This is a genomic window from Nocardioides psychrotolerans, assembly GCF_943371775.1.
Taxonomy (GTDB): Bacteria; Actinomycetota; Actinomycetes; order Propionibacteriales; family Nocardioidaceae; genus Nocardioides; species Nocardioides psychrotolerans_A.
On the sequence record NZ_CALRWD010000051.1, the window covers coordinates 1 to 21,180 of the forward strand.

A 21,180-nucleotide genomic window follows, 5' to 3' on the forward strand; every position below is an offset into this window, starting at 1 on the left:
CCGCGACCTCTTCGCGGCCGAGCCTCAAACCAGGGTCTAGACAAGGTCCTCGTCACGCGTGCCCCCCGGGCCGGTGGCGCGTTGTCCTGGCACACGAACCCCCGGACGAACAGGTGCTGATGTGCTCACCACTCTCGACATGGGTCTGCACCACGCGGTGCTCGACCTGGCCAGCGGCGACGGCTTCCTGATCCTGCCGCTGCCTCGCACCGACGTGGTGCTGGACGGCGAGTCCGTGCACCGCGCCGACTTCCTGGCGGCGCTCGAGGAGCTCGACTTCCGCGGTTGGTCGCTCAGCGAGCGCGACCCGGACGGCATCGCCCGGACCTACCAGGGTTTCACCTACGACGGCCGTGCGCTGGTCAGCCTCTACGGCCAGGACCCGCTGCTGCCCGACCTCGCCCTCGCTGCCCGGATCGACGCCTGGACCGCGATCAAGCGCGTCGCCCGCGACCACCGCACGCCCTACCTCCGCGACGGCCAGGACTCCTTCTAGCCGCCGGAGCCCGCGGGGCCGGCCAGCGCTGCCAGCACGGCGGACACCGCCGGGGAGGCGGTCATGCTGCGGCGGTGCACGGCGATCACCTCGCGGGTCGGCACCGGGTCGTGAGCCGGTACGGCGACGAGGTCGGTGTGCAGGTCGGCGCGACCCAGGCGCGGGACCAGGGCGATCCCGAGGCCCGCACGCACCAGCGCGAGGTGGCTGTCGAACTCCATCGACTGGTGCGCGATGCGGGGCAGGCGCCCCGTGCCGTCGTACATCCGGGTGAGCCACTCGCGGCAGATCGTCCCCTCGTGCGTGGCGATCCAGCCCTCGTCGAGGAGGTCGTGCGGGCTCACGCGGGCGCGCCCGGCGAGCGGGTGCTCGCGGTGCACGATGACGTCGGCGACGTCGTGGGCCACCGTGGTGGCCACCAGGTGCTCGGGGATGGCCAGGGCGACGTCGCCCCAGCGGTGCACGACCCCGACCTCGTAGTGACCCGCACCCACCAGGTCGACGGTGTCCCACGGCTCGCGCTCCGAGAGGCTCAGCGTGAGGTCGGGGTGCGCGTCGCGCAGCGTGCGGACGACCGGCGCGACCAACCCGCGCATCGCGGTGGAGAAGGCCGCCAGCCGCAGGTGACCGGCGACGGTCGCGGCCTGGCGGTGCAGCCCCGCCTCGATCTCCTCGAGGTCGGTGAGCAGCCGACCGCCGGCGTCGACGAGGTGACGGCCGTGGCTGGTCAGCATCACCCCACGCCCCACGCGCTCGAGCAGAGGGACGCCGGTCTGCTTCTCCAGCCGCTTGACCTGCTGGGACACCGCGCTGGGGGTGAACCCCAGAGCCTCGGCGGCCGCGACGACCGAGCCGTGCGTGTCGACGGCGCGCAGCGAGCCCAGGGCGGCGAGATCGATCATGCAGTGATGCTACGTGATCAGATGCATCACTATTCGCTGGTGCTTACGGGTCGTGCCCGCCAGGCTGGAGCACGTGACCCGTCGTGACTCCCTCCTCGCCGCCCTCGTCGCCACCGTGTGGGGCTTCAACTTCGTGGTGATCGACTGGGGCATGGACGGCGTCCCGCCGCTGCTGTTCCTCGCGCTGCGCTTCGCGCTCGTGGTCTTCCCCGCGGCGCTGCTGGTGCCGCGGCCGGCTGCGAGCTGGCGGGTGGTCGCCCTGGTCGGCACGTTCATGTCGCTGGGCCAGTTCGGCTTCCTGTACGTCGGGATGGCCGCCGGCATGCCGCCCGGCCTCGCGGCGCTGGTGCTGCAGTCCCAGGTGATCTTCACCGTCGTCATCGCCGCGGGCGTCCTGCGGGAGCGGCCCACGGCCGCCCAGGCGGTCGGCGTGGGGCTCGGCTCGCTGGGCATGCTCGTCGTGGCCCTGGGGCGAGGAGGCCACGTGCCGCTGCTGGCGCTCGCGCTGTGCCTGCTGGCCGCGCTGTCCTGGGGCATCGGCAACGTCGTCGCGCGGGCGGCGCGGGTCAGTGGCGGGCTGTCGCTGACGGTGTGGTCGGGGCTCGTCGTGCCGCTGCCCCTGCTCGCGCTCTCGCTGGTGCTCGACGGCCCGGCGGCGATCGCCGACGGGGTGGCGTCGTTCGGTTGGGAGGCGCTGGTCTCGACGCTCTACACCGCCGGCCTGGCCTCGCTCGTGGGCTACGGGATCTTCAACGGCCTGCTCTCCCGCAACCCGTCCGCCGCCGTGGTGCCGTGGGTGCTGCTCGCTCCCGTGGTCGCGATGGCGTCGGCGTGGCTGCTGCTGGCGGAGGTGCCGACCGCCGCCGAGCTCGCCGGGGGTGCCGTGGTCGTCCTCGGCGCGCTGGTGGCCCTGCGTCCCCGACGTGCGGGGGCTCCCTCAGCGGCCGGACTCGGTGTAGGCGGGACCGCCGTCGGGCTGGGCGAGGTTGGCGAGCGCGGCGTCGATGCGGCGGGCGGTGAAGTCGGCGCACCGCTCGTGGACCTGCTCGGTGGTGAGGAACTCCGCCGCGCGGATCTCCCGGGCCTGCTTGACGATCCGGTCGGTGATCGCGGCCTCGTGCACCCCGCCGTCGAAGACCAGGCAGAGCGCGTCGTCCCAGCCGCCCCACGGCGGTAGCCAGTCGGTCAGCACCAGGGGTCCGGCCGGGATCGTCAGGCCGAGCTCCTCCTCGACCTCGCGCGAGACCGCGAGCTGCGGTGACTCGCCGACCTCGACCACACCGCCGGGCAGGTCCCAGTCGGCCTTGTAGGTCAGCTGGCAGACCAGCACCCGACCGTCGGTGGCGCGCAGGAGCATCTGGCTGATCGCCCTCTTGCGCGGCAGGAAGGAGTTGAGCAGCGCCCGGAACCCGCCGGGCTCGTCGACGGCGATGTCGGAGCTCAGCCGGGCATAGACCACGTGGTCGCCGTCGACCCCGCGCATCACGCCCTCGCGACGCATCCCCGACCAGGTCGCCACCCGCTGCGCCGCCTCGTCGTCGGCCGGGACGTGGGTCTCCACGCGGCCGTGAGCCTCCAGGGCGGCCGCGACCTCACGTCGTACGGCGTCGAGGGTGGTGGTCCACTCGTCCTCCGCGAGGGCCGGGGCCCAGGCGATGCGGGCGACGCCGTCGGCGACGGTCTCGGTCCTCGGCTCCTGACTCACGACACAACCCTAGTGTCCGACCCCAGGCCGGCCGAGTCGGCGCGATGTCGTGCAACATCGCGCCGACTCGGCGACTAGGCCTGGAGCGGCTCGACCACCGTGGGGGCGGACTCGGGCACGTGCCGCAGCCACAGCGTCGCCAGCGGCGGGAGGACCAGGTCGGCGTGGGCCGGCTGACCGTCGTGGTCACCGGCGACCGCCGTCACCGCGCCGAGGTTGCCCACCCCGGAGCCGGCGTAGGTCGAGGAGTCGGTGTTGAGGACCTCCTCCCACCTCCCGGCGAGCGGCAGGCCCAGGCGGAAGCCCTCGTGCGGGTGGTCGCGGAAGTTGGTGACCGAGACCAGGTCGGGGCCGTCGCCCCGACGGATGAAGGAGTAGACGCTGCGCCCGGCGTCGTTGGCGTCGATCCACTGGAAGCCGCCGGCCTCGTGGTCGCGCGACCAGGCGGCCGGGGTGTCGGCGTAGACCCGGTTGAGGTCGCGCACGAGCGAGTGGACGCCCCGGTGCTCGGGGTGGTCGAGCAACCACCAGTCGAGCTCGCGGGCCTCGGCCCACTCCGACTCCTGGCCGATCTCGCAGCCCATGAAGAGCAGCTGCTTGCCGGGGTGGGCCCACATGTAGGCGAGGTAGGCGCGCAGGTTGGCCAGCTGCTGCCAGCGGTCGCCGGGCATCTTGCGCAGCAAGGAGCCCTTGCCGTGGACGACCTCGTCGTGGGAGATCGGCAGGACGTAGTTCTCCGCCCAGGCGTAGGTGAGCGCGAAGGTCATCTCGTGGTGGTGGTAGGGCCGGTGGACCGGCTCGCGCTTGAGGTAGCCGAGCGAGTCGTGCATCCAGCCCATGTTCCACTTGAAGCCGAAGCCCAGGCCGCCCTCGCTGGTGGGGCCGGTGACGCCCGGCCACGAGGTCGACTCCTCGGCGATGGTGACGGCGCCGGGCACGCGCTTGTAGACCGTGGCGTTCATCTCCTGGAGGAACTGCACGGCCTCGAGGTTCTCGCGGCCGCCGTGCTTGTTGGGCGACCACTCGCCCTCCTCGCGGGCGTAGTCGAGGTAGAGCATCGAGGCAACGCCGTCGACGCGCAGGCCGTCGGCGTGGAACTCCTCGAGCCAGTAGAGCGCGTTGGCGTAGAGGAAGTTGCGGACCTCGGGACGCCCGAAGTTGAAGATGTGGGAGCCCCATTCCTTGTGCCAGCCGCGCTGGGGGTTGGGGTCCTCGTAGAGCGGGGTGCCGTCGAAGCTGACCAGCGCCCAGGGGTCGGTCGCGAAGTGCCCGGGGACCCAGTCGAGGATCACGCCGATGCCGGCCTGGTGCAGCCGGTCGATCAGGCGGCGCAGGCCGTCGGGGTCGCCGAGTCGGGAGTCGGAGGCGAAGTAGGACGTGACGTGGTAGCCCCAGGACCCGCCGAACGGGTGCTGCATGACGGGCATCATCTCGACGTGCGTGAAGCCGAGGTCCTGCAGGTAGGGGACCAGCTCGTCGGCCAGGTCGTCGAAGGACCGGCCGCTGCGCCACGAGGCCAGGTGCACCTCGTAGATCGACATCGCCTCGGTGACCGCGGAGCCCTCGGCGCGGGCCTTCATCCAGGCGTCGTCCTGCCAGGTGTGGCGCGACTCGAAGACGACTGACGAGGTCGCGGGCGCGATCTCGGAGTAGGACGCCATGGGGTCGGCCTTCTCGCGCCACTCGCCATCGGCGCCGAGGACGACGTACTTGTAGCTCGTGCCCGAGCCCACCGCGGGGACGAAGAGCTCCCAGACGCCGGACTGCCCGAGCTGACGCATCGGGTGCTCGCGCCCGTCCCAGCTGTTGAAGTCGGCCTTGAGCCGCACCGCGCGGGCCGCCGGGGCCCAGACGGCGAAGGCCGTGCCGCTGATCGGCTCGCCCCCGGGGACGTCGTAGTGGTGCACGTGGGCGCCGAGGACGTCCCACAGCTGCTCGTGGCGGCCCTCGTTGATCAGGTGCAGGTCGACCTCGCCGAGGGTGGGCAGGAAGCGGTAGGGGTCGTCGAGGACGTGGGGTCCGGCGCCGGCGTAGGTCGTGGCGATCCGGTAGTCGGGCACCTCGTCGCCCGGCACGACCCCGACCCAGATGCCCTCGTGCTCGTGGACCAGCGGGGTCTCGGTGCCGCCGTGGCGCAGCACGACGGACTCGGCCAGCGGACGCAGGACCCGCACGGTGATCCCTGCGTCGTGCGGGTGGGGGCCGAGGACGGCGTGGGGGTGGCCGTGCTCGCCGTGGACCACCTGGGCGAGCTCCGCGGTGTCGACCGGCTTGGCGCTCGGGGCGCTCGGGGCGCCCGAGCCGGTGGGGGAGGCGGGGGTGGGCTGGGTGTCGGTCATGTCGTCACGATCCTCGCGATGGCTTCGAGCGGGATGGAGATCCAGGTCGGTCGGTTGCGCTTCTCGTAGACGCACTCGTAGACCGCCTTGTCGGCGACGTAGGCGTCGAGCAGGACCCGCTCGTCCGGCCCGACCTCACCACCGGCGTAGGCGACCAGGAAGTGGTTGCGGTTGCGGTGCGCCCACTCGTAGGCGCGCACGTTGCGCTGGTTGACCTCGGCGAGGTCGTCGTCGGAGCGGGTGCGCTCCACGACGTGGGGGGCGTAGTCGAGCGAGCGCAGCATCCCCGCGACGTCGCGCCAGCGCGAGTCGGGCAGGCTCCGCTCGGCCAGCGTCTTGGCCGGCTCGCCCTCGAAGTCGACGATCTTCCAGCCGAGCGCGGTGCGCAGGGTCTGGCCGAGGTGCAGGTCGCCATGGATCTGCTGCACCTCCACGTCCGGGAGAGCGGCGACCGCGCCATAGAGGGCGTGCAGGCCGTCGGCGTACGACGCGAGGTCGGGCACGACGGCGAGCGCGGCGTCGAGCCGGGCCGACATCGCCGCGCCGACCGCAGCGGCCGAGGTGCTGCCGCGGCCGGTGGGGAAGTGCTCGGCCAGGGCGTCGTGCACCTCGCGCAGCGCCTCGCCGAGGCGTGCGGACTCACCGGCGAAGTCGCCGCCGACCTCGTTGGCGTGCAGGTCGGCCTCGGCGAAGAGGTTGCGCACGCTGGTCAGCGCGATGTCCCAGCCGTCGGTGGCCGTGCGGAGGAACTGCTGGAGCATCGCCAGCTGGGTCACGTCGCCGTCGGGGGAGACGTGCTCGACCCAGCCGTAGAGGGCCGCGACGTGCTCGGAGCCGGCCCGGGTCAGCACGTCGTGGACGCGCACGTCGGGGTTGATGCCCGGCGTCACCTTGCGGAAGACCTTCATCACGGCGTCCTCGCCGAAGGACACCGAGGAGTTGGACTGCTCCCCGGTGAACAGCGTGGAGGTCGCCGTCGTGTCGACCGCGTGGCCCGGGATCCGGTGGAAGACCAGCCCGCCGGCCGCCAGCGACCCGTCGGGGGCGTCGGCAGCAGCGGCGAAGGCGTCGAGCCAGCAGGCCATCGCTGCGCGGTCGTGGAGCGCGTCGTAGGCGTGGACCCAGCCGCGGCCGGGCTCCTCCCACCACCCGACGAACGCGTGGTCGAGGCGGGTCTCCGGCTCGGCGTAGAACGCCAGCGGGACCTGGTAGTGCTCGACGCGGTGCGGGTCGTCGACCGCCACGTCGTCGTAGGTCAGCTCCACGAGGTGGAGCGCGACGCTGGGCTCGGCGCCCGAGGCGGGCGCGAGCTCGCCGAGGCGGCGTACGCCGGTGACGGTGAACGGGCGACCCTTGCCACCGAACCAGCGGGTCTTCTCCACGTAGGCGACGAAGACCTGCGGGTCCACGTGGTCGATCTGGGTCGCGCTCGGCTCGGTCGTCACAGCAGCTGCCCCTCCTGGGGGTTGTCGCTCGGGGTCAGGCGGAACCAGTAGAAGCCGTAACCGCCGAGGGTGAGCAGGTAGGGGAGCTCGCCGATGCGGGGGAAGGGGACCTCCCCGAGCATCTCCACGGGGACCAGCCCCTCGAAGCGGCGCAGGTCCAGCTCCACCGGCTGCGGGAAGCGCGAGAGGTTGTTGACGCAGAGGATCACGTCGTCACCGTGCTGCCGCGCGTAGGACAGGACCGTCGGGTTGGAGCCGCCGAGGTCCTCGAAGGTGCCCAGGCCGAAGGCGTCGTGGCCACGACGGGCGTGGATCATCCGGCGCATCCAGTGCAGCAGCGAGGAGGAGTTCTCCAGCTGGGCCTCGACGTTGACGCTCTGGTAGCCGTAGACCGGGTCCTGGATCGCGGGAAGGAAGAGCTTGCCCGGGGTCGCCGACGAGAAGCCCGCGTTGCGGTCGGGGGTCCACTGCATCGGGGTCCGGACGCCGTCGCGGTCACCGAGCCAGATGTTGTCGCCCATCCCGATCTCGTCGCCGTAGTAGAGGACGGGGGAGCCGGGCAGGGACAGCAGCAGCGCGTTGAAGAGCTCGATCTGGTTGACGTCGTTGTCGAGCAGCGGGGCCAGCCGGCGGCGGATGCCGATGTTGGCCTTCATCCGCGGGTCCTTGGCGTACTCGTTCCACATGTAGTCGCGGTCCTCGTCGCTGACCATCTCGAGCGTGAGCTCGTCGTGGTTGCGCAGGAAGATGCCCCACTGGCAGTTGCCCGGGATGGGCGGGGTCTGCTCGAGGATCTCGGAGATGGGGAAGCGCGACTCCCGTCGCACGGCCATGAAGATGCGCGGCATCACCGGGAAGTGGAAGCACATGTGGCACTCGTCGCCGATCCACTCGCCGGCGTCGTCCTCGGCGCTGCCGAAGTAGTCGACGACGTCGGCCGGCCACTGGTTGGCCTCGGCCAGCAGGATCCGGCCGGGGTAGTGCTCGTCGACGTAGGAGCGCACCTTGCGGAGGAAGGCGTGCGTCTCCGGGAGGTTCTCGCCGTTGGTGCCCGGTCGCTCGTAGAGGTAGGGCACGGCGTCGAGGCGGAAGCCGTCGAGCCCCATGTCGAACCAGAACGAGATGGCCTCGATGATCGCGTCGTGGACGGCCGGGTTGTCGTAGTTGAGGTCCGGCTGGTGGGAGAAGAACCGGTGCCAGAAGTACTGCTGGCGCACGGGGTCCCAGGTCCAGTTGGAGGGCTCGGTGTCGACGAAGATGACCCGGGCGTCCTGGTAGAGCTCGTCGGTGTCGGACCAGACGTAGAAGTCGCCGTAGGGCCCCTCGGGGTCCTCGCGGCTGGCCTGGAACCACGGGTGCTGGTCGCTGGTGTGGTTCATGACGAAGTCGATGATCACGCGGATGCCGCGGGCGTGGGCCTCGTCGAGGAAGTGGTGGAAGTCCTCGACGGTGCCGGCCTCGGGAAGGATGTTGGTGAAGTCGGCGACGTCGTAGCCGCCGTCGCGCAGCGGCGAGGAGAAGAACGGCGGCACCCACAGGCAGTCGACGCCGAGCCACTGCAGGTAGTCGAGCTTCTCGGTGAGCCCCTTGAAGTCACCGGTGCCGTCGGCGTTGGAGTCCCGGAAGGACCGGACCATCACCTCGTAGAAGACGGCGGTCTTGAACCAGTCGGGCGTGTCGGAGGCAAGCGTCACGCAGTCCTCCTGACGGTCAGCACGTGGGCGGGTTCGTCGTGCGGGTCGAGGCGCACATAGCTGTGCTGGCTCCAGGTCCAGTCGGCCCCGGTGATCTCGTCGTGCACCCCGAAGCTGTCGTGACCGGCCAGGCCGAGCGCGGCCAGGTCCAGGTGGACCATCGTCTCGCGGGTGCCGTGGGGGTCGAGGTTGACCACGACGATGACGGTGTCGTCGCCGGCGGTCTTGGAGAAGACCAGGACGTTCTCGTCGTCGGCGCTGTGGATCGTGACGTTGCGCAACAGCTTGAGCGAGGGGTGCGCGCGGCGGATCTCGTTGAGCCGGGTGAGGTAGGGCGCGAGGGTGCGTCCCTCCGCCTCCGCGGCGTCCCAGTCGCGGATGCGGATCTGGAACTTCTCAGTGTCGAGGTACTCCTCGCTGCCGGGCTTGACGGCCACGTGCTCGTAGAGCTCGTAGCCGGCGTAGACGCCCCAGCTGGGAGATCCCGTGGCCGCGATGACGGCGCGGATCTTGAACGCCGCCGGGCCGCCGTACTGGAGGTAGCCGTGGAGGATGTCGGGGGTGTTGACGAAGAAGTTGGGCCGCATCAGGTGGTCGGACTCGCTGGACAGCTCGGTGAGGTAGTCCTCGATCTCCCAGCGAGCGGTGCGCCACGTGAAGTAGGTGTAGGACTGGTGGAAGCCGATCGAGCCGAGCGCGTGCATCATCGCTGGGCGGGTGAAGGCCTCCGAGAGGAACAGCACGTCGGGGTCCGTGCGGCGGACCTCCTTCAGCAGCCACTCCCAGAAGGCGAGCGGCTTGGTGTGCGGGTTGTCGACGCGGAAGATCCGGACGCCGTGCGACATCCACAGCCGCACGATGCGCAGCACCTCGCGGCAGATGCCGGTCGGGTCGTTGTCGAAGTTGACCGGGTAGATGTCCTGGTACTTCTTCGGGGGGTTCTCGGCGTAGGCGATGGTCCCGTCGGCGCGGGTGGTGAACCACTCGGGGTGGCTGGTCACCCAGGGGTGGTCGGGGGCGGCCTGGAGGGCCAGGTCGAGCGCGACCTCGAGGCCGAGCTCGCCCGCGCGCGCCACGAACGCGTCGAAGTCGGCGAAGTTGCCGAGGTCGGGGTGGATCGCGTCGTGCCCGCCTTCGATGGAGCCGATGGCCCACGGTGAGCCGGGGTCGTCCGGGCCGGGGGTCAGGGTGTTGTTGGGTCCCTTGCGGTTGACCTCGCCGATCGGGTGGATCGGCGGCAGGTAGATCACGTCGAAGCCCATGGCGGCGACGGCGTCGAGGCGCTTGGCCGCGGTCTCGAAGCTGCCGCTCATCACGATGCCGGTCTCGGGGTCCTTGATGGCGCCCTCGGAGCGGGGGAAGAACTCGTACCAGCTGCCGTAGAGGGCTCGCTCGCGGTCCGCGTAGGCGGGGTAGGGGCCCTCGACGGACACCAGCTCGCGCAGGGGGTTGGCCTTGAGCACGACCAGGAGCTCCTCCGCCTGGAGCTGGGCCAGGCGGGCCGCGACCGGTCGCTCGGTGTCCGCGGCCGCCTGGACGGCGCCGGTGACGACGGCGCGGGCCGGTCGGTCGTCGGTCGGGAGGTCGGCGAGGACGCGCTCGAGCAGCAGACGGCCCTCGAGGAACATCAGCTCGACGTCGACCCCGGCGGGGATCTTGAGCCCGGCGTCGTGCTGCCAGGTGGCGATCGGGTCGGACCACGCGTGCACCTCGAAGGTCCACACGCCGACGGCGTCGGGGGTGACCGAGGCGTGATAGCGGTCGGGCACCTCGGCGTCGGGTGTCATCCGGACCGGAGGGCGCCTGGTGCCGTCCGGCCCGATGAGCACGACCTCGGTCCCGAGCTTGTCGTGCCCCTCCCGGAACACGGTGGCGCTGACGGGGAGCGGCTCACCGACGGTGGCCTTGGCGGCCTGCCGCCCGAGGTCCACGACGGGCATGACGTCCATGACGGGGATGCGGCCAACCATGCTTCCACCCTTGCCGGTCGGTGGGTGGCACGCAAGCCAGGACGCCCTGTCTCCCCCCGGAGGGTGAGACAGGGCGCCCTGTGGTGCGCGTGCGCTCAGAAGACCTGGAGCTCGGCTGCGTGCACGATCGTGCCCCGGTCGGACGCGGTCTTGCAGTCGGTGTCGTTGAGCGGGTCGGCGTCCTGCTCGCCGGCGTAGCCCGCGAACCCGGTGCACTGGTTCTCCAGCACGACCAGGCGCACCGCCGCCGCCTTCGTGGTGCCGATCGGGAAGGACCTCAGGTTGAGGTCCGGCGCGACCGGACGGGGACGTCGGGACGGGAACGCGTCGCCCTTCGAGGTGAAGACCCGCTTCCACACCGCCGACGGCTTGGAGCAGGCCTTGACGCAGGTCTCGATCGCGAAGCGTCGCAGCGCGGTGAAGCGGGACCCGGAGTCGGGGTCCGCCGCGAACGGCAGCTCGGTCCCCGAGGCGGGCGCCGGGGTGAGGTAGGCGCTCACCTGGACCCGGCGGATCGTCCGGATGCCGCCGGCGAGGTCGACGGCGACGAACGGCTTGGAGGCATCGACGTTGGCGGTGGTGACACCACCCCAGTTGGTCTTCTCGGTGCCGTCGATCAGGAAGCCCGGGTTGCGGGAGCCCGGGGTCGAGCGGATCACCTTCGCGCCGGCGGCCTTCGCGGCGAGGTTGGCCCGGTCCGCGATCCGGTAGGACGCCTTGCCCGGCTTCACGGTGAGCGTGAAGCGGGTGAAGCCCCGGGTCTTGGAGACGAAGAGCATCCGGTAGCGACCTGGCGTCATCGAGACCACGTTGTCGAGCTTCGTGCCCTTGAGCGTGTCACCCACCGGGGTCACCCGGGCCTCGTAGTCGCCGACGAAGAGCTTGCCGGGGCTGGTGCTGTCGAAGGAGACCGAGCCGTTCCTGCTCTTCGGCGAGGCGAAGCTCGGGGTCGGCTCGCTCGAGTCGGCGTTGGGCACCGAGGCGCCCCGGCCCATGCCACGGCGGGCGAAGGCGTCCCACATGACCTTCTGGTTGACCCCGTTGAAGCGCATCCGGTCGGCGGCGAGCATCGCGTCGCGGGCATCGAGCATCGACGTCGCGCCCTGCTGGAGCAGGAACGAGTCGAACATGAGCTGCACCCACCGACGGTTGCCGGGGCAGAGCTGCGGGCGCTGGACGCCCTTGTCCCGGTTGCCCTGCGCGCACTTGAGCTGCAGCTTGCTGCGGGAGTAGTGGAAGCGCTCGACCTTGTTCCACTTGTTGACCAGGGCCTGGCGCACCTCCCACTGGGTGCCGTTCCAGATCTCGCCGTCCGCGTGGACCTCCGGGCCCGTCGTGTCGAAGCCGTAGTCGGAGTAGTTGAGCGGGTTGCGGTTGATCGCGTAGTCGCGGATGGCGACGTCCTTGTTGCCGGTGGCGTAGACGCCGACGGCCCAGATGTTGCCGCCGTTCTTGTAGCCGTGGCTGAACTGGTACTCCGCCGCGACCAGGTCGCTCCACGACTCACCCATGGCACCGCCCTGCTCGGAGGTCAGTCCCTCGTCGGGGCCGCCGACCATGCGGTTGCTGATCGCGTGGGTGTACTCGTGACCGACGATGCCCATGTCGAGACCGCCGTCGGTGCACGGGGCGTAGAACGCGCCGGCGATCGGCTGGAAGAGGTACTGGTTGGTGATGCCGGGGACGCCGTCCTGCAGCGCGATCTGGTTGGCGTTGTCGCGGCCGAGGAAGGACGGCTGACCGCCGCTGAGGGCACCGGCCTGGGCGTTGCCCACCTCCGGGTCGTTCTCCGCGCCTCCGCGGCCGATGTTGTCGAGCTGGAGGTTGTAGTTCCGCTCGTTGAAGCCGAGGTAGTAAGAGTAGTCGTGCATCCGGTTGTGGGTGACGAAGAGGTTGGTCACGCTGGCGTTGATGTCGTTGCCGCCCGGCACGAGCGTGGTGGGGCTGCAGCGGCTGTTGTTCCACGCGTCGGTGAAGGGCGTCGTGTAGTCCTGGGTCGCCGAGACGGGGGCCTGGAGCAGACCGCCGGGGGTCAGCGGGCTGGCCCAGGCCTCGTGGGTGTTGGCGTTGTTGCCGATGGTGGTCAGCGAGGAGGTGCCGGTGTTGGTGAGCACGTCCCAGGGGCCGGGGGCCTGGATGTTGCGCAGCGGTCCGGTGCTCAGGTTGCACCCGGCCGCCACCAGCCAGCAGCCGATGACGCTGTTGCGTGGGGTGGTCTTCGAGGAGAAGTCCAGGCTCGGGTTGGCCGGGAAGAAGCGCCACCGGGGGTTGGGGGAGAGGTCGCCGGCGCCCGGACCGGCCTGGTCACTGGTGGTGATCGACGCGGCGTAGTTGCCCGGCGGCAGGAACGGCACGGTCGGGTCTGCGAAGGGGCACACCTGGAGGGCGTAGGTGCCGGCCGGGATCGAGTCGGCGGCGTACGTCGCGGTCTCAGGGCTGGTGCCGAGGTCGCCGGTGACCAGCAGCTGGTTGCCGGGACCGAAGATCTTGACCTCGATGTCGTTGGCCGCGTTGACCGTCGAGGCGACGGCCACGATCTGCTTGGTGGCGTTGTCGGTCAGCTCGAAGGCGTGCTTGGGACCGCACGCGGTGGCCGTGATCGAGCCGGTGAACGGGACGAAGTCGCTGCTGTTCTCGACCTTGTTCTCGCGGTGCAGGACCTCACCGGTGACCGCGTCGATCATCACGGTGTAGCCGAGGGCCTGTCCGGCCGCCACGTCGACGACGTTGGACTCGAGGACCGGTCGGACCGAGCCGTCGGCCATCGCGAGCGCACGGAGGCGGACCAGCTGCTCCTGGTCGAAGCCCGGGACCTGCAGCCGCGTCCAGCCGTCGGAGACGCTGCGCGTGATCAGGTCGAGGTCGGCGAGAGGGATCGTGCGGCCGACGGACGCGGCCGCCTTGAGCCAGCCCTCGAGGGGCGTGAGGGTGGGGGCTGCGGGGGTGCCCGTGGTCTTGCTGATGGAGGAGGACGCGTAGGCGATCTCGCCGTTCGCCACCCCGACCGTCACCATGCTCGCCAGTGCCGGGGTCAGGTTGCCGAAGCGCTGGCGGAAGAGCACGGCGCGCGCGTCGCTCAGCGCGAACGGCTGCGAGCTGACCAGGTCGAGGTCCGCGACCTGGGCGGGGGTGAGACCGAAGACGGCGGCATTGCGGGCCAGCCACGTGCGGGCGGCCACCACCGGGTCTGCGGAGGTGGCCGTCGCCAGCGCGCCGTCGGCGGGCAGGAGGGAGGCGGGGGTGCCGAAGCGGTTCCACCGGACGTCCAGGACGCCGAGGCGCGTGACGGCTGCGCGCTGGGCCAGCGACGGCACCGCCGTGCCGCGCGCGTCCACGTCGGGCAGACCGTGGACCGGGTCGCCGAGCGTGCGGACCTGGGTCAGGTCGACCTCGTCGGAGGCTGCGGTGGCAGCGCTCGTCGAGGACGGCGCGGACGAGGTCGGGCTGTCGGCCAGGGCCGGCAGCTGGAGGAGCCCAGGGACCAGGGTGGCGGTCAGGAGGGCTGCGGCGGTCAACGCGTGGCGGCGCCGCCGAGAGGGCAGTGAGGTCATGACCCCTCAACGCGGGAGGTGAGTGATCGTTATGGAGCCCGGAGCCGTCGAGGTGCCGCGGGAGAGGTCGTCCACGATTCCTCACTCGATTCGCGAGATCTTTGGATCGTTCCAGAAAATGCCGGTAGCGTCCTCCGGGTGCGCGCAATCCGACGATTCACCGTCCGTCCCGTCCTTCCGGCCGCCCTGGCGGCGCTGAGCGACCTGGCGGGCAACCTCCGCTGGTCCTGGCACCCCGAGACGCAGGACGTCTTCGAGGAGATCGACCCTGGCCTGTGGGAGTCGACCGGGCACGACCCGGTCAAGCTCCTCGGCGCCGTCGGGCCGGCCCGGCTCGAGCAGCTCGCCACCGACGCGGGCTTCCTCGAGCGGCTGCAGGCCGCCTCCGCGGACCTCCAGGCCTACCTGACCGGCGAGCGCTGGTACCAGCGCCGCGGCGCCTCGGCCGGCCCTGCCGCCATCGGCTACTTCTCGCCCGAGTTCGGCATCACCGCCGTGCTCCCGCAGTACTCCGGCGGCCTCGGGATCCTCGCCGGCGACCACCTGAAGGCCGCCAGCGACCTCGGCGTGCCGATCGTCGGTGTCGGGCTCCTCTACCGCCACGGCTACTTCCAGCAGTCGCTGTCGCGCGACGGCTGGCAGCAGGAGACCTACCCGGTCCTCGACCCCGACGAGCTGCCGATCTCGCTGCTGCGCGAGCACGACGGCTCCCGGGCGATGATCTCGATCGCGATGCCCGGCGGCCCCGACCTGCTGGCCCGCATCTGGGTGGCCAGCGTCGGCCGCGTCCCGCTGCTGATGCTCGACACCGACGTCGAGGGCAACCCCGACCACTACGTCGACGTGACGGACCGGCTCTACGGCGGCACCAGCGAGCACCGGCTGCGCCAGGAGATGCTCCTCGGGGTCGGCGGCGTGCGGGCGCTCCGGGCCTACTCGCGGATCACCGGCGCCCCCGCGCCCGAGGTCTTCCACACCAACGAGGGCCACGCCGGCTTCCTCGGCATCGAGCGGATCCGCGAGCTCACCGCCGACGCCGACGGGCCGGGCCTCGACTTCGCCACCGCTCTCGAGGTGAGCCGCGCCTCGACCGTCTTCACCACCCACACCCCGGTCCCGGCCGGCATCGACCGCTTCTCCCGCACCCTCGTCGAGCAGTACTTCGGCGAGAGCGGAGCGACCCCGGGCGTCCCGATCGACCGCGTCCTGGCTCTCGGCACCGAGGACTTCGAGGGCGGCGACGCCTCCGTCTTCAACATGGCGGTCATGGGCTTCCGGCTGGCGCAGCGCGCCAACGGCGTCTCGATCCTGCACGGCGAGGTGAGCCGCGGGATGTTCAACGGCCTGTGGCCGGCGTTCGACGAGTCCGAGGTGCCGATCGGCTCCATCACCAACGGCGTCCACGCGCCGACCTGGGTGGCCCGCGAGGTCATCGCGCTCGCGGAGTCACAGGGTGCCGACGCCGAGTCCGACGACACCGAGGGCTTCTGGAACGCCGTCGACAAGGTGCCCAGCGCCCAGGTCTGGGCGGTCAAGCGTGAGCTGCGCCAGCGCCTGGTCACCGACGCGCGCAAGCGTCTCGCCGCCTCGTGGGAGAAGCGCGGGGCCGCCAAGGCCGAGCTGGCCTGGATCGACAGTGCCCTCGACCCGGACGTCCTGACGATCGGCTTCGCACGCCGCGTCCCGTCGTACAAGCGGCTGACGCTGATGCTGCGCGACCCCGCTCGCCTCAAGCGGCTGCTGCTCGACCCCGAGCGCCCGATCCAGCTCATCATCGCCGGCAAGTCGCACCCCGCCGACGACGGCGGCAAGAAGCTGATCCAGGAGATGGTGCGCTTCGCCGACGACCCGGAGGTCCGCCACCGCATCGTCTTCCTGCCCAACTACGACATCGCCATGGCGCAGCCGCTCTACCCCGGCTGCGACGTGTGGCTCAACAACCCGCTGCGCCCCTACGAGGCCTGCGGCACGTCGGGCATGAAGGCCGCCCTCAACGGCGGGCTCAACCTCTCCATCCTCGACGGTTGGTGGGACGAGTGGTACGACGGCGAGAACGGCTGGGCGATCCCGTCCGCCGACGGTCTCGACGACCCCGACCGCCGCGACGACCTCGAGGCCACCGCGCTCTACGAGCTGCTCGAGAACGAGGTCGCCCCGCGCTTCTACGACGTGGACGCCGAGGGCGTGCCGACCCGCTGGGTCGAGATGCTGCGCCACACGTTGAAGTCGCTCGGCCCCAAGGTGCTCGCGACCCGGATGGTCCGCGACTACACGCAGAAGCTCTACACCCCGGCCGCGACCAACGCGCGTCGCCTCAACTCCGACTACGCAGGCGCGCGCACGCTGGCCGCCTGGAAGGACAAGGTCCGCTCCGCGTGGCCCGAGGTCCGCGTCGAGCACGTCGAGAGCAGCGGCGTCGGTGACGCGCCCGAGGTCGGGGCCGTCCTGAGCGTGCGCAGCTTCGTCGCGCTTGGGTCGCTGGGTCCCGAGGACGTCGCGGTCCAGCTCGTGCACGGCAAGATCAACGCCGAGGACGAGCTGACCGACACGGTGATCCACACCCTCACGCTCGCCGAGACCTACGACGGCGGCCGGCGCCGCTTCGACGGCGAGGTCACGCTGGACCACTCCGGTGCCTTCGGCTACACCGTGCGCATCGTCCCCAGCAACGAGCTGCTCACCTCGAGCGCCGAGCTGGGTGTCGTGGCGATGGCCTGAGCGTCCTGCCTCAGGTGCCCCGCAGCACCAGCACGGTGCGGGCGCCGAGCGTGAGCTCGGTGCCCGCGACCACCGGGGTGCCGACCACGAGGTCGGGGTCGGTGGTCAGTGCGATCTCGCCGGCCTGCACCCAGTCGTTCTCCGGCAGCCCGACCGACACCGGCTCGGCGCCGGAGTTGAACCACAGCATGAACGACGCGTCGACCTGCTGCTCGCCGCGCGGGCCGGGGGAGCGCAGCGGGGACCCGGAGACGAACATCCCGACCGTGGCCAGCTCGTGGTCGTGCCAGTCGGCGGCGCTCATCTCCCGCCCGGACGGGTGCAGCCAGGCGAGGTCCTTGGGCCCGCCCCGGATCGCGGGACGCCCCTCGAACCAGTGCCGCTGGCGCAGGGCCGGGTGCTCGCGGCGCAGCCGCAGCGCGGTCTTCACCACGTCGTAGACGTCGAGCCAGGCGTCGTCGGGCCGCCAGTCGATCCACGACGTCTCGTTGTCCTGGCAGTAGGCGTTGTTGTTGCCGCGCTGGGTGCGCCCGCGCTCGTCGCCCGCGGTGATCATCGGGACCCCGTTGGATAGGCACAGCGTGACCATCAGGTTGGCCGCCTGCCGGCGTCGCAGCGCCACGATCGCGGCGTCGTCGGTCTCGCCCTCGGTGCCGTGGTTCCACGACCGGTTGTTGTCGGTCCCGTCGCGGTTGCGCTCGCCGTTGGCCTCGTTGTGCTTGTGCTCGTAGCTCACCAGGTCGCGCACGGTGAAGCCGTCGTGCGCGGTCACGAAGTTGACCGAGGCGTACGCCGAGCGGCCGTCGTCGGCGTAGAGGTCCGAGGAGCCCGCGAGACGGGTGGCGACGGTGCGGATGCCCGAGGAGTGCCCACGCCAGAAGTCGCGGATGCCGTCGCGGTACTGGTCGTTCCACTCGACCCACGGCGGGGGGCAGCCACCCACGCGGTAGCCGTCCATCGAGGCGTCCCAGGGCTCGGCGATGAGCTTCACGTGCCGCAGCACCGGGTCCTGGCCGATGGCGGTGAGCAGGTGGCAGCCCATGTCGATCTCGTGGTCGACCCGTGTCAGCGCGGACAGCAGGTCGAAGCGGAAGCCGTCGACGTGCATCTCGGTCACCCAGTAGCGCAGCGAGTCGAGGATCAGCCGCAGCGCGAACGGGTTGGCGGCGTCGACGGTGTTGCCGCAGCCGGTCACGTCCCAGTAGGTGTCGACGACCGGGGCGCCGGGCGTCGGCGGGTGGACGCGGGTGTAGATGCTGTCGTCGAGACCGCGGAAGGAGAGCGTGGGTCCGTCGGAGCCCGCCTCGGCGGTGTGGTTGTAGACCACGTCGAGGATGACCTCGAGCCCCGCCTCGTGGAAGGCCTTGACCATCGCCTTGAACTCGGTGACCTGCTGACCGCGGTCACCGGAGGAGGAGTAGGCGTTGTGCGGCGCGAAGTAGCCGATGGAGTTGTAGCCCCAGTAGTTGGTCAGGCCGCGCTCGACGAGGGCCGGCTCGGAGACGAACTGGTGCACGGGCAGCAGCTCGATCGCCGTCACGCCGAGGTCGCGGAGGTAGTCGACGACCGCCGGTGTCGCCAGCCCGGCGTAGGTCCCGCGCAGGTGCTCGGGCACCCGGTCGTGGAGGGCGGTCATGCCCTTGACGTGGGCCTCGTAGATGACCGAGTCGCGCCAGCGGTGACGGGGAGCGGTGTCGTCGCCCCAGTCGAAGTCGTCGGCGACGACGACGCTGCGGGGCACGAACGGCGCCGAGTCGGTGGGCTCGGGGGACTCCACCCCCTGCTCGTCGACGACGTGGCCGTAGATGGCGGGGTCGAGGGTCACCTCACCGCTCACGGCCCGGGCGAAGGGATCGAGCAGCAGCTTGTCGTGGTTGAAGCGCAGCCCGGCGTCGGGGTCCCACGGTCCCTCGAAACGGAATCCGTAGCGCGTGCCCGGTGCCACCCCCGGCAGGGCGCCGTGCCAGATGCCCAGGGACTGCTCGGTGAGCCGGTGGCGGCTCTCGCCGTCCTCCTCGTCGAAGAGGCACACCCACGCGACGCGGGCGCGGGGGGCGTGCACCGCGAAGTTGGTGGCCTCGGGGGACCAGGTCGCGCCGAGCGGGTAGTTCTTGCCCGGCCAGACCGCCGCCCGATCGCCGAGGTTGCGCCAGAGGCCAGGAGTCACGGACGCATTGTTGCTCATCCGGTGTGCCGGGTGTCCGGTGTTCCGTCCGTGGTGGCAGGCTCGTGGGCCTGAACCGGCACCACCCGATCAAGGAGACCCAGATGGCAGAGTTCGTGACCCTCGAGGTGAGCGACGGCGTGGGCACGATCCGTCTCGACCGCCCGAAGATGAACGCGATCAGCGTCCAGGTGCAGGCCGAGCTCCGTGCCGCGGCCGCCGAGGCCAGCGAGCGCGACGACGTCAAGGCCGTGGTCGTCTACGGCGGCGAGCGGGTGTTCGCCGCCGGCAACGACGTCAAGGAGATGGCGGCGCTGAGCTATGCCGACATGGTCACCGTGTCGGGCTCGGTGCAGTCGGCCGTCAGCGCCGTCGCGGCGATCCCCAAGCCGGTCGTGGCCGCGATCACCGGCTACGCCCTCGGCGGTGGTTGTGAGCTGGCCCTGGCCGCCGACATCCGCATCGCCGCCGACGACGCGACCCTCGGCCAGCCCGAGGTGCTGCTCGGGATCATCCCCGGCGCCGGTGGCACCCAGCGGCTGAGCCGTCTGGTCGGGCCGAGCAAGGCCAAGGACATCATCTTCACCGGCCGCTTCGTGAAGGCCGACGAGGCACTGGCGATCGGGCTGGTCGACCGGCTGGTGCCGGCGGAGTCGGTCTACGACGAGGCCGTGGCGTGGGCGCGTCAGTTCACGGGCGCTGCGTCGCTCGCCGTGCGGGCCGCCAAGGAGAGCATCGATCGCGGCCTCGAGGTCGACCTCGCCACCGGGCTGGAGATCGAGCGCCTCCAGTTCGCCGCGCTCTTCGCGACCGAGGACCAGACCAACGGTATGCAATCCTTCGTCGAGAACGGTCCGGGCAAGGCTCAGTTCGAGGGACGGTGACGCAGGTGGCTGATCGCAGGTCGAGCGCGCGGGTGCGCGTGATCGCTGCGCGGGTGGTGTGGGCGCTCTTCGTGGTCTGCGCGTCGGCGCTGGCCGTCGCCGCGCTCCTCATCGCGCTCGACGCCGAGCCGAGCAACCCCTTCGTGGAGTTCGTCCTCGACCTCGCCGACGGCGTCGACCTGGGCATCTTCAGCCTGGAGAACCCGATCAAGAAGTTCGGCGGGGAGAACGGCGAGACCACCACGGCGCTGTTCAACTACGGTCTCGGCGCGGTCGTCTACCTCGTCGTCGGGCGGCTGCTCGAGCGCGTGATCCGCCCCTGACCAGGGGCGGGGCACACTGGTGGTGACCCACCGCACCGTGTGAGTTAGTCCACCGCGGACTTGTGTTCCGCGGCTCCTGACTCGGCGGTAACCTGCCAGAACCATCAGTTCTCAGGTCACGTCCGTGACCTTCACGAGCACTCAGGAGGGGCCGTCCAGGCCACACCACCATGAACATTGTCGTCTGTGTGAAGCACGTGCCCGACGCGACCGCCGACCGGCGCTTCGAGTCGGACAACACCGTAGACCGCGTCGGCGTCGACGGTCTCCTCTCCGAGCTCGACGAATACGCCGTCGAGCAGGCGCTCCAGATCAAGGAGAAGTCGGAGAACCCCGCCGACGTCACCGTCACCGCGCTCTGCGTGGGCCCCGAGAAGGCCCTCGATGCGGTCCGCAAGGCCCTCCAGATGGGCGCCGACGAGGGCATCCACGTCTCCGACGAGGCCATCGCCGGCTCCGACTACGCCGCGACCTCGCTGGTGCTGGCCAAGGCCGTCGAGAAGATCGTGGCCGACAAGGGCCAGGCCGACCTCGTGATGTGCGGCATGGCGTCGACCGACGCCTCCGGCAGCGTCGTCCCGGCCATGCTCGCCGAGCGCCTCGACCTCCCGCAGATCACCTTCGCCTCGGTCATCGAGACCCAGGGCGACCAGGTCCGCATCAAGCGTGACGGCGACACCGCCACCGAGGTCATCGGCGGCACGATGCCGCTGGTCCTCTCGGTCACCGACCAGACGGGCGAGGCTCGCTACCCCTCCTTCAAGGGCATCATGGCCGCGAAGAAGAAGCCGCTCGAGACCTGGTCGCTGAGCGACATCGGTGTCGACGCCGGCGAGGTCGGCCTGTCGGTCGCCTGGTCCGAGGTCGTCGACACGACCGCCCGCCCGCCGCGCACGGCCGGCGAGATCGTCAAGGACGAGGACGGCTCGGGCGCTGGCGCGCTCACCGACTTCCTCGCGTCCAAGAAGTTCATCTGAGGAGCGTCTGCT

General features: G+C 71.0%; 13 protein-coding genes and 1 pseudogene. 6 read left to right on the forward strand and 8 right to left on the reverse strand.

Features of this window, described 5'->3' with window-relative positions; translation table 11 throughout:
- The first annotated feature begins 139 nt into the window (after positions 1-139).
- Positions 140-496 (forward strand): hypothetical protein, encoded by a 357-nt coding sequence (locus AAG827_RS14540; protein WP_341926807.1) that lies wholly within the window; start codon positions 140-142, stop codon positions 494-496.
- On the opposite strand, the gene AAG827_RS14545 is transcribed toward AAG827_RS14540, so the two are convergent.
- Positions 493-1,398, reverse strand: coding sequence for a LysR family transcriptional regulator (locus AAG827_RS14545; RefSeq protein ID WP_341926808.1), 906 nt, complete (start codon positions 1,396-1,398; stop codon positions 493-495). The genes AAG827_RS14540 and AAG827_RS14545 overlap by 4 nt on opposite strands.
- 73 nt (positions 1,399-1,471) lie before the next feature.
- Here AAG827_RS14545 and AAG827_RS14550 point away from each other — a divergent pair.
- Positions 1,472-2,299 (forward strand): annotated as a pseudogene (locus AAG827_RS14550) (EamA family transporter); the annotation flags it as partial.
- A 36-nt stretch (positions 2,300-2,335) separates the two neighbouring features.
- On the opposite strand, the gene AAG827_RS14555 reads toward AAG827_RS14550, so the two are convergent.
- The 6 genes from AAG827_RS14555 to AAG827_RS14580 all read right to left on the reverse strand — a co-directional run bounded on the left by AAG827_RS14555 (position 2,336) and on the right by AAG827_RS14580 (position 14,102).
- The gene (locus AAG827_RS14555; protein ID WP_341926809.1) at positions 2,336-3,103 is read right to left on the reverse strand and encodes an NUDIX hydrolase; all 768 of its coding nucleotides are present in this window, start codon (positions 3,101-3,103) and stop codon (positions 2,336-2,338) included.
- 74 nt (positions 3,104-3,177) lie between these two features.
- A complete protein-coding gene (gene glgB, locus AAG827_RS14560) occupies positions 3,178-5,442 on the reverse strand; it encodes a 1,4-alpha-glucan branching protein GlgB (RefSeq protein WP_341926810.1) in 2,265 nt (754 codons plus the stop codon).
- Positions 5,439-6,887, reverse strand: coding sequence for a hypothetical protein (locus AAG827_RS14565; protein ID WP_341926811.1), 1,449 nt, complete (start codon positions 6,885-6,887; stop codon positions 5,439-5,441). The genes glgB and AAG827_RS14565 overlap by 4 nt, the downstream gene beginning before the upstream one ends.
- Positions 6,884-8,581: a maltose alpha-D-glucosyltransferase gene (treS, locus tag AAG827_RS14570; protein ID WP_341926812.1), complete on the reverse strand. Its 1,698-nt coding sequence runs from the start codon at positions 8,579-8,581 to the stop codon at positions 6,884-6,886. The genes AAG827_RS14565 and treS overlap by 4 nt, the downstream gene beginning before the upstream one ends.
- The gene (locus tag AAG827_RS14575; RefSeq protein ID WP_341926813.1) at positions 8,578-10,551 is read right to left on the reverse strand and encodes a maltotransferase domain-containing protein; all 1,974 of its coding nucleotides are present in this window, start codon (positions 10,549-10,551) and stop codon (positions 8,578-8,580) included. The genes treS and AAG827_RS14575 overlap by 4 nt, the downstream gene beginning before the upstream one ends.
- A 95-nt stretch (positions 10,552-10,646) precedes the next feature.
- On the reverse strand, positions 10,647-14,102 hold the full coding sequence (locus AAG827_RS14580) for a M36 family metallopeptidase (protein ID WP_341926814.1): 3,456 nt from the start codon (positions 14,100-14,102) through the stop codon (positions 10,647-10,649).
- 138 nt (positions 14,103-14,240) lie between these two features.
- Here AAG827_RS14580 and glgP point away from each other — a divergent pair, with 138 nt between their 5' ends.
- Positions 14,241-16,820 carry an alpha-glucan family phosphorylase gene (glgP, locus tag AAG827_RS14585; protein ID WP_341926815.1) on the forward strand — a complete coding sequence of 860 codons (2,580 nt, stop codon included), beginning with the start codon at positions 14,241-14,243 and terminating at the stop codon, positions 16,818-16,820.
- 10 nt (positions 16,821-16,830) lie between these two features.
- Here the strand turns inward: glgP and glgX are convergent, their stop codons facing one another.
- Entirely contained in the window at positions 16,831-18,987 is a 2,157-nt protein-coding gene (glgX, locus tag AAG827_RS14590; protein ID WP_341926816.1) for a glycogen debranching protein GlgX, read from the reverse strand.
- Between the two features lie 101 nt (positions 18,988-19,088).
- Here glgX and AAG827_RS14595 point away from each other — a divergent pair, with 101 nt between their 5' ends.
- The 3 genes from AAG827_RS14595 to AAG827_RS14605 all read left to right on the forward strand — a co-directional run bounded on the left by AAG827_RS14595 (position 19,089) and on the right by AAG827_RS14605 (position 21,168).
- The gene (locus AAG827_RS14595; RefSeq protein WP_341926817.1) at positions 19,089-19,868 is read left to right on the forward strand and encodes an enoyl-CoA hydratase-related protein; all 780 of its coding nucleotides are present in this window, start codon (positions 19,089-19,091) and stop codon (positions 19,866-19,868) included.
- A 5-nt stretch (positions 19,869-19,873) separates the two neighbouring features.
- The gene (locus AAG827_RS14600) at positions 19,874-20,191 is read left to right on the forward strand and encodes a hypothetical protein (protein WP_341926818.1); all 318 of its coding nucleotides are present in this window, start codon (positions 19,874-19,876) and stop codon (positions 20,189-20,191) included.
- 188 nt (positions 20,192-20,379) lie between these two features.
- Complete coding sequence (locus AAG827_RS14605) at positions 20,380-21,168, forward strand: electron transfer flavoprotein subunit beta/FixA family protein (RefSeq protein ID WP_341926819.1); 789 nt, start codon at positions 20,380-20,382, stop codon at positions 21,166-21,168.
- Positions 21,169-21,180: the final 12 nt, after the last annotated feature.

Excerpts from the sequence above, each read along its gene's own strand:
- AAG827_RS14595 (WP_341926817.1), top strand. The coding sequence starts at position 19,089 with ATGGCAGAGTTCGTGACCCTCGAGGTGAGCGACGGCGTGGGCACGATC.
- AAG827_RS14580 (WP_341926814.1), bottom strand. The coding sequence starts at position 14,102 with ATGACCTCACTGCCCTCTCGGCGGCGCCGCCACGCGTTGACCGCCGCA.
- glgB (WP_341926810.1), bottom strand. The coding sequence starts at position 5,442 with ATGACCGACACCCAGCCCACCCCCGCCTCCCCCACCGGCTCGGGCGCC.
- AAG827_RS14575 (WP_341926813.1), bottom strand. The coding sequence starts at position 10,551 with ATGGTTGGCCGCATCCCCGTCATGGACGTCATGCCCGTCGTGGACCTC.
- AAG827_RS14545 (WP_341926808.1), bottom strand. The coding sequence starts at position 1,398 with ATGATCGATCTCGCCGCCCTGGGCTCGCTGCGCGCCGTCGACACGCAC.
- AAG827_RS14540 (WP_341926807.1), top strand. The coding sequence starts at position 140 with ATGGGTCTGCACCACGCGGTGCTCGACCTGGCCAGCGGCGACGGCTTC.